The sequence below is a fragment of the Pseudomonas sp. Au-Pse12 genome (assembly GCF_021341665.1).
GTDB lineage: Bacteria > Pseudomonadota > Gammaproteobacteria > Pseudomonadales > Pseudomonadaceae > Aquipseudomonas.
This window is the reverse complement of the sequence record NZ_JAJTTH010000001.1, coordinates 210,157-222,666: the sequence shown is the minus strand read 5'-3', so window position 1 is coordinate 222,666 and position 12,510 is coordinate 210,157. Positions and strand designations below refer to the sequence as shown.

The window sequence follows — 12,510 nt, the reverse complement described above, 5'->3', positions numbered from 1 at the left end:
CGTCATGCTGCGCAGCCCCTGCACATCGGCCTGCCAGACCCTGCCCGGGAAGGCTAGAATCATCTCCTTCCCCAAGCGACCCGACGAGATCCGTTCATGAGCTTCGATTTCGATACCCTGCACCCCCGTCATGGCACTGGCAGCACCAAATGGAGCCGCTACCCCGAGGATGTCCTGCCGATGTGGGTGGCCGACATGGATTTCGCCGTGGCCGATGACATTCTCCAGGCCTTGCGCCAGCGCCTGGAGCACCCGCTGCTGGGTTACAGCGTGGCCCGCGACGAGTTGCGCGAAGCGGTGGTCGCCGACCTCTGGAACAAGTACGCCTGGCGCGTGCAGCCCGACGAACTGATCTTCCTCCCCGGGGTCGAGCCCGGCTTCAACATGGCCCTGCACGCCTTCGTCAAACCCGGGCAATCGGTGGTGCTGCAGACCCCCAACTATCGCCCGCTGCGCCTGGCCCCGGGCAACTGGGGCCTGGACAAGGTCGAAGTGCCGTTCCAGCTCAGCGCCCAGGGCACCTACGACACGCCCATGGATGCACTGCGCCAGGCCCTGCAAGGCGCCGGGGCGATGCTCCTGAGCAACCCGCACAACCCGCTGGGCAAGGTCTTCCCCCGGGAAGAACTGCTGGCGGTGGCCAATGCCTGCCTGGAACAGGGAGCGCTGATCATCTCCGACGAGATCCATGCCGAACTGTGCTTCGACGGCCGCCGGCACATTCCCACCGCGTCCCTGAGCCCGGAAATCGCCCGCCGCACCATCACCCTGATGTCGGCCAGCAAGGCCTACAACATCGCCGGAATGAAGACCTGCTTCGCCATCGTCCAGGACCCGGCCACCCGCCTGGCCTTCAACAACGCCCGCGCTGGCATGGTGGACAGCGTCAGCCCCCTGGGCCTGGAGGCGACCCTGGCCGCCCTGACCCACGGTGGCCCCTGGCTGCAAGCGCTGCTCGGCTACCTGCAAGCCAACCGCGACTACCTGCTGCACGCGGTGCAGACCCGCCTGCCGGGCATCCGCATGCACGCGCCCCAGGGCACGTATCTGGCCTGGCTCGATTGCAGCGCCCTGGGCCTTGCCGACCCCTACGCCTTCTTCCTCAAGGAAGCCAAGGTCGGCCTCAGCGCCGGGCTGGAGTTCGGCGACGACTGCGGGCAATTCGTGCGCCTGAACTTCGGCTGCCCGCGAGCCATGCTCGAAGAAGGCATCCAGCGCCTGCAGGACAGCCTGCAACGGCGCTGATCGCCCCGGCACGCGCCCACCCCGCCACCGCCGCCGCCAGGCTCCCGCTCCTGGCGCCGCGGCCTCCCCTGCCCTTGCGCAACCTGCGCTCTGGCACCGCTTCAATGGATCCATAAAACCCCACCAATGGATCCATAATCCTTTAAACCTCAAAAAAACAGCCGATTATCGAACAGAAAATCCGTGTATTTGTTTGACACTCCTAGAGCGCCAACCATTTAATGGATCCATTAAATAAAAACAACAAACGCCTGGAGAGACGTCATGTACCCCAAGAATGCCTGGTACGTTGCCTGCACCCCCGATGAATTGCAGGGCAAGCCCCTGGGCCGGCAGATCTGCGGCGAACGAATGGTGTTCTACCGTGCCCATGAAGGCCGGGTAGCCGCCGTCGAGGATTTCTGCCCCCATCGCGGCGCCCCGCTGTCGCTGGGTTATGTCGAGAACGGCAACCTGGTGTGCGGCTACCACGGCCTGGTGATGGGCTGCGACGGCAAGACCGTGGACATGCCCGGCCAACGGGTACGCGGCTTCCCCTGCAACAAGACCTTCGCCGCGGTCGAGCGCTACGGTTTCATCTGGGTCTGGCCCGGCGACCAGCCCCTGGCCGACCCGGCGCTGATCCATCACCTGGAATGGGCCGACAACGAACAGTGGGCCTACGGCGGCGGGTTGTTCCACATCCAGTGCGACTACCGCCTGATGATCGACAACCTGATGGACCTGACCCACGAAACCTACGTCCACGCCTCCAGCATCGGCCAGAAGGAGATCGACGAGGCACCGCCACAGACCACGGTGAACGGCGATCAAGTGGTCACCGCCCGGCACATGCACAACGTCATGCCGCCGCCGTTCTGGCGCATGGCCCTGCGCGGCAACCAACTGGCCGACGACGTGCCGGTGGACCGCTGGCAGATCTGCCGCTTCAGCCCGCCCAGCCATGTGCTGATCGAAGTCGGCGTGGCCCACGCCGGCCACGGTGGCTACGACGCCCCCGCGGCATTCAAGGCGTCGAGCATCGTGGTGGATTTCATCACCCCGGAAAGCGACACCTCGATCTGGTACTTCTGGGGCATGGCACGCAACTTCAACCCCCAGGACCAGGCCCTCACCGCGAGCATCCGCGAAGGCCAGGGCAAGATCTTCAGCGAAGACCTGGAGATGCTCGAACGCCAGCAGCAGAACCTGCTCGCCCAGCCCCAGCGCAGCTTGCTCAAGCTGAACATCGACGCCGGCGGCGTGCAGTCGCGACGGGTGCTGGAACGCCTGATCGCCCAGGAACGCGAGCCCCGGGAAGCACTGATCGCGGCAAGCCGTTAAGCCCTCCTCCCCCCCGACAGCCAGCGGGCCCGGATGCGGCCACTGGCGAGGACCGACAATGATCGACGTACTGGTGGTCGCGCGCCACAACGAAGCCCAGGACATCTGCAGCTTCGAACTGGCCGCGGCCGACGCAAGCCCCCTGCCCGCCTTCAGCGCCGGCGCCCATATCGACGTGCATCTGGCCAACGGCCTGGTGCGCCAATATTCACTGTGCAACCACCCCGAAGAACGCCACCGCTACGTGATCGGGGTGCTCAAGGACCCCGCCTCGCGAGGCGGCTCAAGCAGCTTGCACCAACAGCTGGAAGTGGGCGCGCGCCTGCGCATCAGCCAGCCGCGCAACCTGTTTGCCCTGGCCCCCGGCGCGCGGCGCAGCCTGCTGTTCGCCGGCGGCATCGGCATTACCCCGATCCTCAGCATGGCCGAGCACCTGGCCCACGGCGACGCGGATTTCCAGCTGCACTACTGCGCCCGTTCAGCCGAGCGCGCGGCCTTTGTCCCGCGCCTGCGGCAATCGCCTTTCGCCGAGCGGGTCAGCCTGCATTTCGACGAACAGCCCGAGACGGCCCTGGATATCGCGCACGCCCTGGCCGCGCCGCAGGATGATCTGCACCTGTATGTCTGCGGCCCCGGCGGGTTCATGCAACACGTGCTGGACAGCGCCAGGGCCCTGGGCTGGAAGGAGCAATGCCTGCACCGCGAATATTTCAGCGCCGCGCCCGTGGACCACGGCAGCGACGGCAGCTTCGCGGTCAAGCTGGCCAGCAGCGGCCAGGTGTTCCAGGTGCCGGCCGATCGCAGCGTGGTCCAGGTGCTGCAGGACCAGGGCATCGAAGTGGCGATTTCCTGCGAGCAAGGGATCTGCGGCACCTGCCTGACCCGGGTGCTGGAGGGCGTGCCGGAGCATCGCGACCTGTTCCTCACCGAGGAAGAACAGGCGTGCAACGATCAGTTCACGCCCTGCTGTTCCCGCGCCAAGACCCCATTGCTGGTGCTGGACCTCTAGCGCCTCACGGCGAAGGCAGGATCAGCTTCATGCGCTCGTCGGCCAGCGCCGACCCGAAGATCTCGGCGTAGCGCAAGGTGGCGTTGGCATGCTCGCGCATCAGCGCTTCGGCCCGCGCGCCCTGGCGGTTGACCAGGGCATCGAACACCGAATGATGCTGCATGTGGGCGTAGTTGAAGCGCCGGTATTCCCGGGCCATGTCCTGGCGGTCCACCGCCAGGGCGGTGACCGAGGCGAACGGCAGATGATCGTTGCGCGCCAGGGCATCGGCGATCGCCGGGTTGCCGCTGCCCGCCACGATCACCTGGTGAAACCGCATGTTGAGGTCGTGATAGGCCTCCAGGTCTTCTTCGTTGACGTAACCCTTGTCGAACAGCGCATCGCCCTCGACCAGGCAACGTTCGAGAATCGCCCGGCCTTCGGCCGACAGCCCGCGTTCGGCGGTCTGGCGCGCCGCCAGGCCTTCCAGCACCCCGCGCACTTCCACCGCCCCGGCAATGTCCTCGGCGCTGACCGAGCGCACCTGAAACCCGCGACCGCCAAAACGCACCAGCAGGCCTTCCTGCTCCAGGGTGCGAAAGGCCATGCGCACCGGCATGCGTGACACCCCGAACCGCTCGGCGGTGGGCACTTCCATCAAGCGCTCGCCTGCCGCCAGCTCGCCCGAGGCGATCATCTTGCGCAGCGCGACCAGCACCGTTTGACCGGGTTTGCTCATCCGGGCAGCTTCCTGAAAAGGTGGGCGGCCATAGTAACGCAAGGCCCGCCACAACACGCCCCCCCCGACAATACCTGTAGCCGCTGCTGAGCCCGCGAAGCTGCGCAAAGGTCCGCAGGACCTTGCCTGGCGATCTCCCGCCGAACCTGCAGCGCCTTCGAAACCTCCGGGTCTCCTGCAGCGGAGTGCCGCCCAGAGCGTTCGCAGCCTGCGGCAGCGGCTACAGGGTTTTCAGAGTGACAACGGGTAACTGACGATCAGCCGGGTCTGGTCGAAGTCGCTGTTGAAGCTGCGCCGGTTGGTGGCGTTGTTCAGCCGCAGGCTGAGGTTCTTCAGGCTGCCACTCTGCAGGGTGTAGCCGATCTCCGTATCGCGCTCCCACTCATGGCCGTCCTTGCCAGCCTTGGTGGTGGCGTTGTCGCCACGCCCGTAACGCACCATGGCCAGCAGCCCGGGAACCCCGGAAGCGGCGAAGTCATAGTCGTAGCGCACCTGCCAGGAACGCTCGCCAGCGTTTGTGAAGTTGCCGTTGAACATGTCGTTGCCCAGGGTCCGGCCACTGCTGCCGTAGACCGACATCCAGGGGCTGTCGCCGCTGACCTTCTGCAACCCCAGGTACAGCGTGTGCCCGGCCCGCGCGGCGGAAAACAGACCATAGGCGGTGTGGCTGTCGACCCGGCCGATGCGCGCGCTGCCATCGTCGCGGTCGATGAAGTAGCCCAGGTTGCCCCCCAGCACCCAGTCGCCCAGCGGCTGTTTGTGCTGCAGGTTGAAATAGCTCTGGCGGTAGATGTCCTGCAGTTGCGAATGCCAGGCGCCGAACAGGGTGCGCTGCTGGTTGAAGCGGTAGTCGGCACCCACGTAGTTGAAGCCATCGGACTTCACCCCCGGCGCGGCCCAGGCCGAAAGGTCCTGCATGTCCGACGAGTTGCGCAGGCTCACCGCCCGGTACTGCCCAGCCTGCAGGCCCAGGCCGTCGATCTCGCGGGACACCAGCATGGCCCCGCGAAAGGTCTGCGGCAGCAGGCGGCCATCGTCATAGCGCAGCAGCGGCACGTCCGGCAACAGCTCGCCGAGCTTGAACTCGGTGGCGGAAATCCGCGCCTTCAACGCTGCCCCGGCGCGGCCGAAATTGTCCGCCGCGCGGCCGTCGTCGTGCACCGGCAGCAACTCCGAACCGCTGACCCGGCGGCTGCTGTCGAGCTTGAGGCCGAACAGGCCGATGGCATCCAGGCCAACACCCACGGTGCCCGGGGTGTAGCCGGAGCTGAACTTGAGGATGAAGCCCTGGGCCCATTCCTCGATCTGCCCCTTGGGTGCGTCATGGTCGCGAAAATCCCGATTGAAGTAGTAGTTGCGCAGTAGCAGGTCGGTCTTGCTCCCCTCGAAAAAACCGCTGTCGTCGGCGGCCCAGGCGGGCACGCACAGGCCCACGGACAAGCAAGCCCCTATCAGGGAGCGGCACTGCATCGGATGACGGGTGTTCATTATTATTGTTCTCCGTTTTTCATGGGCGCAGCCGTGCCCCGACAGGCCCGTGACGGCCCGTCCATTCACGGGTGCTCAAAAACCCGGCCAGGGCGGCCGGGGGTTGTTCAGGTCAGCCCGTCAGAAGGGATACTGACGCGGCCGGTGTTGCACGCTGATCCAGTGGTCACGGGTGAATTCGTCGATCGCCCAGTCGCCGTTGAAGCGCCCCAGCCCGGAGTTCTTCTCGCCACCAAAAGGCGCGTTGGCCTCATCGTTCACCGGCACATCGTTGATGTGGGTCATGCCCGCGCGCACCTGGCGGGCGAAGTTCACCCCGCGCTCCAGGCTGCGGGTGAACACCGCGCTGGACAGGCCGAACTCGCTGGCATTGGCCAACTCCAGGGCGTGGGCTTCGTCCCGGGCGCGCAGCAGCCCCACCAGCGGGCCGAAGATTTCATGGCGGGCCAGGTCCATGTCGGCCCGCACCTCGCCATACACATGGGGCGCCAGCAAGTTGCCGTTTACCCCGCCCTCGTACAGCGGCTCGGCGCCCTGCTCGCGGGCCAGGGCAATCTTGTCCTGCAGGCCCTGCAACTGGCGGGCGTTGATCACCGGGCCGATCACGGTCTCCAGCGATTGCGGGTCCCCCACCTTGAGCTGCTTGACCCGCGCCACGAAGCGCTGGGCAAAGGCCTCGTAGAGCCGCTCATCGACGATGATCCGGTTGATCGCCATGCAGATCTGCCCCTGGTGCAGGAACTTGCCGAACACCGCGGCGTTCACCGCCTGATCCAGGTCGGCGTCATCGAGCACCACGAACGGGCTGTTGCCCCCCAGCTCCAGGGCCACGTGCTTGAGATGCTCGCCGCCACTGGCGATGCGGCCGATACCGCGCCCCACCGGGGTCGAGCCGGTGAAGGTGATCAGCGCCGGCACCGGGTGTTCGACGAAGGCATCGCCAATCTCGCTGCCGGCCCCCACCAGCACGCTGAACACCCCGGCGGGCAACCCCGCTTCCTCGAAGATCCTGGCCAGCAGCAGGCCGCCGCACACCGGGGTATCGCTGGCCGGCTTGACCACCACCGCGTTGCCCAGGGCCAGGGCCGGGGCGATGGAACGCTGGGTCAGGTGCAGCGGGAAGTTCCACGGGCTGATCACCCCCACCACCCCCAGGGCGCTGCGGTAGACCCGGCTTTCCTTGCCCGGCACATCGGACTCGACAATCCGCCCGTGGACCCGCGCCGGGAACGACGCCGACTCCAGGGTAATGGCCCGCGCCGCGCCCCACTCGGCCAGGGCCTTGATCCGCGTGCTGCCGGATTCGCGGATGATCCAGTCGACGATTTCCTCCTGGCGCCGGTCGAAGATCGCCACCGCCCGGTGCAGCACCGCCGCGCGCTGCGACGGGCCCAGGGCCGCCCATTCCGACTGCACCTGGGCGGCCTTGGCGTAGGCCGCATCCAGGTCGCTGCGGTTGGCCTGGGCCACTTCCAGCAACAATGCGCCATCGTAGGGGTTGGTCACCGCCAGGGTCTTGCCAGCGGCACCGGCGCGCCACTGCCCGGCGATCGGTTGCAGATGCAGATCGCGATAGACCGCGTTGGATTCACTCATGAAAAATCTCCTCAAGGAACAGCATTCATAAACCGATGAGTCACACAGAAGCCGGTGGATACAGGCGCCGGCTCCTACAAGGCTGCGCGTTGCTCGATCAGCCGCAGCAGGCCGAGCAGGGTTTCGGTGTGGGGCACCACCACCCCCGCCTGCCGCGCCCGGGCCAGCACCTGGCCGTTGATCGCGCCGATTTCCGTGGGCCGTCCGGCCAGCACGTCCTGCAGCATCGAGGGCTTGTGCGTGCGGTGGTTGGCCATGGCAAAGGCCACGCTGTCCAGGCAGCGCTGGGCATCCAGCACTATCCCCTGGGAGCGGGCCACGGCCACCACTTCCATGACGATGGCCCGGGCCAGCGCCACGCCTTCCGGCGCCGCGTCCAACTGGCCGACGGTGCAGCCGGTGGCCGCGCACAGGCTGTTCAGCGCCGCGTTGAAGGCGACCTTCTCCCAGATCGACGTCCAGACCTCCGGGTCCACCGCGCAGTTCAGCCCGGCCGCGTCCAGTACCGCCGCCACTTCAGCGCTGGCCTGGCGCTCACCCTCGTCGAGGGCCAGCACCCGGACCACGCCCTGGCCGTGGGACTGCACCCGGCCCGGCCCGAGCAGGTCGGCGGGCCAGTTGGTCATGCCGATCAGCACCTGCTGCGCGGCCACATGCCGCGACACGGCTTCGGCATTGCCCAGGCCGTTCTGCAGGGTCAGCACCCGGGTGTGCCCAGCGATATGCCCGGCAACACTGCGCAAGGCGCTGTCGGTGTGCAGGGTCTTGGTGAAGACCAGCAACAGGTCCGGGTGCCCGCTGGCCTGTTCCGGGCGGCAGGCGTTCAGGCCCCGGATGCGCCGCTCGCCGTGGTCGGTGACCAGCAACAGGCCGTCGCGCTGGATGGCTGCAAGGTGCGCGTCGTTGATGTCCAGCAGCGTCACCTGCTGCCCGCTTTCGGCCAGCAGGCCGCCAAACAGCGAACCCATGGCGCCCGCGCCGAGAATGGTGATGTTCATCGAACCTCCTGTTGGAATGAGCCTTTCAAGGACCGTGTTCATGGCTGGCCCGGCAGGCGCCGGGGAATGTGCCGGCGCACGATCAGCAGCGCGATCAGCGCCATGAGCATCACCGCGCCCAGCAGCGTCAGGTAGCCCTGGGCGCCACCCCGGGTGATCACCAGGGCCCCGGCGAAGGCACTGAGGATCGCCCCCAGGCGCCCGAAGGCCAGGGCCGAGGCGGTGCCGGTGGCGCGCACGCCAGTGGGGTAGATGAAGGCGCACAGCGCGTACATGGTGGACTGCACCGCGTTGACGAACAGGCCGTGCACGCCGAAGCCGAAGATCAGCAAACCGGTGTGCTGATGGATATCCACCCCCTGCAACGCAAAGGCGCTGGCCGCGCCGCCGGCACAGCAGATCAGCAGCGGCCAGAACGAGCCCCAGCGGGTGATGGCCACCGCGCAGACCAGCGCGCCGATGACCCCGCCGAGGTTGTAGGCAGTCAACCCGGAACCGGCCACCGACAGCTCCAGGCCTTCGGACAGGAGCATGGTCGGCAGCCAGCTGAAGGCGCTGTAGACCGCCGTCAGGCACATGAAGAAGGCCACCCAGAGGGCCAGGGTGTCGCGCCCATAACCCAGGGCGAACAGGCTGCGGAAACCGCCCTGCTTCTCGCTCTTCTGCTCCAGGGCATCGGTATAGACCACCCCCGCGGACATCGGCCGGCCCATGCGCCCCAGCAGGGCACTCAACTCACCCCAGCGCTGCGGCCGGCGCACCAGAAAGCGCGGTGACTCCGGCAGCGTCGCGAGCAACACGAAGCCCAGCACGATGGGCAGGCTGCCCCCCACAAAAAACAAGGTGCGCCAGCCATACAACGGCAGGACGTGGGAAGCGAACAACCCCGCCAGCATGCCGCCCAGGGGCACGCAGACAATAGTGGCGGTCACCGCCAGGGTGCGCCGCCGCGCCGGGGTGAACTCAGCCGTCACCGTGGTCGCGCTGGGCAGCGCGCCACCGATGCCCAGCCCGGCGATGAAACGCAAGACCGCCACCGCCAGCGCGTTGGGCGCCAGGCCAATGGCGCAGGTGGCCATGCCAAACACGAACACGCTGGTGATGATCGCCATGCGCCGGCCGAAACGGTCGGCGAACAGCCCGGCACAGGCGCTGCCGATGCCCATGCCGATCAGCCCGGCCGCCACCGCCGGGGCGAACGCCTCGCGGGTGATGCCCCACTCCTTGATCATCAGCGGAATGGCAAAACCGATCAGTTGGCCGTCGAAGCCGTCCATGACGATGGACAGCGCCGCCAGCAGCACCACCAGCTTCTGCATGCCGGTGAAGGGGCCGTGGTCGAGCAAGGTGCCGATGTCGGCATGGGAGGAAGCGGAACGCGCCGGCTGGGGCGCATCGTCTATCGCTGCAGTGACCGTAGTCGTGTTCATAACCACCTCTTTTTATTCTTCTGGTGAGTCCGCAAGCTGCGGCTGGCACGGCCGGGCCGTTGGCCCGGCGACAAGACAGTCCTCAGGGTTCGATGGTCAGGGTCGGCACCTCGATCAGCACCGGGCGCTGGCCCGCCAGGGCCGCGCTCAGGGCCTCGGCAAACGCCTCGCGGGTGTTGGCCTGCACCGCGTGCACGCCATAGCCGCGGCCGATGGCGCAGAAGTCCAGACCGGGCACGTCCAGCCCCGGCGCGTCGCTGACCTGCAGCACGTCGGCGAACCAGCGCAGGGCGCCGTAGGTGCCGTTCTTGAGAATGATGAACACCACCGGGATCTGGTACTGGGCGGCGGTCCACAGCGCAGTGATGCCGTAATTGGCCGAACCGTCGCCGATAATCCCGATCACCCGCCGCTCGGGCCGGGCCAGTTGCACCCCCACCGCTGCCGGCAAGCCGAAGCCCAGGCCGCCAGCCGCCGGGAAGTAGTAACTGCCGGGTTCGCGCATTTCCACCCGCTGCCAGAAGGCACCGACGGTGGAGGTGGATTCCTTGACGTAGATCGCATCCTTGGGCGCCAGCTCGTTGATCACGTCGAACACGGTTTCCGGGCGCAGCAGACCGCCGGTTTCCTCGACCGGCGCCGGTGCCGGCAAGGCTGGCGGCTGCGGCCGGTCGCACTCCGGCAGCGCCCAGACCAGGGCCTGCAAAGTCTCGGCAATGTCCCCCACCAGCGCATCGCCCATGGGCGAGCGTGCCGCTTCGCCGGGGTCGCAAGTGATGTGCAGCAGCTCGCAACCCTCGGGCAGGTAGTCCCCCGGGGCGAACTGGTGATAGCGGAACACCGGGGCGCCCACCACCAGGATCAGGTCATGCTCCGCCAGGCAGCGGCTGATGCCGGCGATGGCCGCCGGCAGCACCCCGCGAAAGCTCGGGTGACGGGTGGGAAACGGGCAGCGGGATGCAGACGGCGCGACCCAGGCCGGCATGCCGAGCCTTTCCGCCAGTTGCACCGCCAGGTGGTTGCTCTGGCTGCCGTCGACATCCGGCCCCAGCACCAGCACCGGGTTGCGCGCCGCCGCCAGGCGCTGCACCAGATGGCGCAACTGCGCCGCCGCGGGCAGCCCGGCAGTGGCCACCTGGCGCCGCGCCAGGTGCTCGACCCCGGCCGGGGCGGGACGGGCCCAGTCGTCGTAGGGAATCGACAGGTACACCGGGCCCTTGGGCGCCTGGTTGGCCATGTGGATGGCCTGGCTCAGCGCCCGGGGCACATCCTCGGCGCAGGCCGGCTCATGGCTCCACTTGACCAGCGGCTTGGGCAACTGCGCGGCATCGACATTGGCCAGCATGGCTTCGACGCCGATCATCGAACGCACCTGCTGGCCGGCGGTGATCACCAGCGGGCTGTGGGAGTACCAGGCATTGGTCAGCGCGCCCATGCCATTGCCGGTGCCGGCCGCCGCGTGCAGGTTGACGAACGCCGGCTGGCCGCTGGCCAGGGCGAAGCCGTCGGCCATGCCGACCACCGCGCCCTCATGCAGGCCGAGGATGTAGCGGAAGTCTTCGGGAAAGCCCTTGAGAAAGGGCAGCTCGTTGGAACCCGGGTTGCCGAACACGGTGGTCAGGCCTTGTTGCCGAAGGATGTCGTAGGAAGCGCTGTGAACGGTTTTCATAAGGTCCTTTGCCGCAGCTTTTTTAGAATTTGAGTTACTCTTGCAGCCGCCATGAAATTGATCAAATCGATACTATTTCTATTAAAAATAAGACCCATCTATATCCATGAGGCAGCATGAGCCACATCGATCTGAACCTGATCCGCACCTTCGTCACCCTCTATGAAGCCCGCAGCGTGACCCTGGCCGCCGAGCGCCTATTCGTCACCCAGCCCTCGGTCAGCTACGGCCTGGCACGGCTGCGCGAGCTGTTCGACGACGGCCTGTTCAGCCGCACCCGCGACGGCATCCAGCCCAGCCAACTGGCCGATGAGCTGTACCCGACCCTTCGCCAATCCCTGACGCAGATCGAGAACACCGTGCACAGCACCCGGCGCTTCGACCCGGCGACCACCGAGCGCCGCTTTCGCATCGCCCTCTCCGACCTCGGTGAAATGGGCTTCCTGCCGCTGATCCTGGCGCGCCTGAACCAGCAAGCGCCGGAGGCCGAAGTCGAGGTCCTGCCGTTGCAAGTGGACCAGGCCGGCGAATGGCTCGGCAGCGCCAAGGTCGACGCGCTGATCTGCCGCAAGCCCCTGACCGGCACCCGCAGCCAGGTGCTGATCCGCGAGCGCTACGTGTGCCTGCTCAGCGACCGCCACCCGCGCATCGGCACCCAGCTCAGCCTGGAGCAGTTCCTCGCCGAGCGGCACATTGCCGTGACCCGCACCACCGGCCACGGCAGCGTCGAGGACGTGCTCAAGCAGATGGACGCCAAGCGCCGTATCAGCCTGCACGTGCCGCACTTTTCGGTCCTGCCCAAGGTCCTGCCCGGCACCGATCTGCTGGCCGTGCTGCCGGCGCAGATCGCCCGCCTGTTCACCCTTGAGGGCGGCCTGCGGCAACTGGAACTGCCGTTCCCGGTGGGGGAGTTCGACGTGTCCCTGCACTGGCACCCCAACAGCGACAGCTCCGCCGCCCTGAGCTGGTTCCGCCAGACCGTGGCCGCGGCGATCATCGACGGCCAGTCCTGAACCGTCGCCTGCCGCCGCATC

The 12,510-nt window shown here is 67.2% G+C and carries 10 protein-coding genes; 4 read left to right on the top strand and 6 right to left on the bottom strand.

Annotated elements, in window-relative coordinates; translation table 11 throughout:
• Positions 1-96 precede the first annotated feature (96 nt).
• The 3 genes from LXM55_RS00840 to LXM55_RS00830 all read left to right on the top strand — a co-directional run bounded on the left by LXM55_RS00840 (position 97) and on the right by LXM55_RS00830 (position 3,577).
• Positions 97-1,245: a MalY/PatB family protein gene (locus LXM55_RS00840; protein ID WP_233317695.1), complete on the top strand. Its 1,149-nt coding sequence runs from the start codon at positions 97-99 to the stop codon at positions 1,243-1,245.
• Positions 1,246-1,509: 264 nt separating this feature from the next.
• Positions 1,510-2,568 carry an aromatic ring-hydroxylating oxygenase subunit alpha gene (locus tag LXM55_RS00835; protein WP_233317693.1) on the top strand — a complete coding sequence of 353 codons (1,059 nt, stop codon included), beginning with the start codon at positions 1,510-1,512 and terminating at the stop codon, positions 2,566-2,568.
• Between the two features lie 58 nt (positions 2,569-2,626).
• A complete protein-coding gene (locus LXM55_RS00830) occupies positions 2,627-3,577 on the top strand; it encodes a PDR/VanB family oxidoreductase (protein ID WP_233317690.1) in 951 nt (316 codons plus the stop codon).
• A 4-nt stretch (positions 3,578-3,581) separates the two neighbouring features.
• On the opposite strand, the gene LXM55_RS00825 is transcribed toward LXM55_RS00830, so the two are convergent.
• The 6 genes from LXM55_RS00825 to mdlC form a co-directional block, all read right to left on the bottom strand.
• Positions 3,582-4,295, bottom strand: a complete 714-nt coding sequence (locus LXM55_RS00825; protein ID WP_233317688.1) for a GntR family transcriptional regulator — start codon at positions 4,293-4,295, stop codon at positions 3,582-3,584.
• Positions 4,296-4,526: 231 nt separating this feature from the next.
• Entirely contained in the window at positions 4,527-5,783 is a 1,257-nt protein-coding gene (locus LXM55_RS00820) for an OprD family porin (protein ID WP_233317686.1), read from the bottom strand.
• A gap of 120 nt (positions 5,784-5,903) precedes the next feature.
• A complete protein-coding gene (locus LXM55_RS00815) occupies positions 5,904-7,379 on the bottom strand; it encodes an aldehyde dehydrogenase family protein (RefSeq protein ID WP_233317684.1) in 1,476 nt (491 codons plus the stop codon).
• Positions 7,380-7,453: 74 nt separating this feature from the next.
• The gene (locus tag LXM55_RS00810) at positions 7,454-8,377 is read right to left on the bottom strand and encodes a ketopantoate reductase family protein (protein WP_233317683.1); all 924 of its coding nucleotides are present in this window, start codon (positions 8,375-8,377) and stop codon (positions 7,454-7,456) included.
• A 38-nt stretch (positions 8,378-8,415) separates the two neighbouring features.
• The gene (locus LXM55_RS00805) at positions 8,416-9,807 is read right to left on the bottom strand and encodes an MFS transporter (RefSeq protein WP_233317681.1); all 1,392 of its coding nucleotides are present in this window, start codon (positions 9,805-9,807) and stop codon (positions 8,416-8,418) included.
• An 82-nt stretch (positions 9,808-9,889) separates the two neighbouring features.
• Positions 9,890-11,476: a benzoylformate decarboxylase gene (gene mdlC, locus LXM55_RS00800; protein ID WP_233317679.1), complete on the bottom strand. Its 1,587-nt coding sequence runs from the start codon at positions 11,474-11,476 to the stop codon at positions 9,890-9,892.
• A 116-nt stretch (positions 11,477-11,592) separates the two neighbouring features.
• On the opposite strand from mdlC, the gene LXM55_RS00795 reads away from it, so the two are divergent.
• Positions 11,593-12,489, top strand: coding sequence for a LysR family transcriptional regulator (locus LXM55_RS00795; RefSeq protein WP_233317676.1), 897 nt, complete (start codon positions 11,593-11,595; stop codon positions 12,487-12,489).
• The last annotated feature ends 21 nt before the right edge of the window (positions 12,490-12,510 follow it).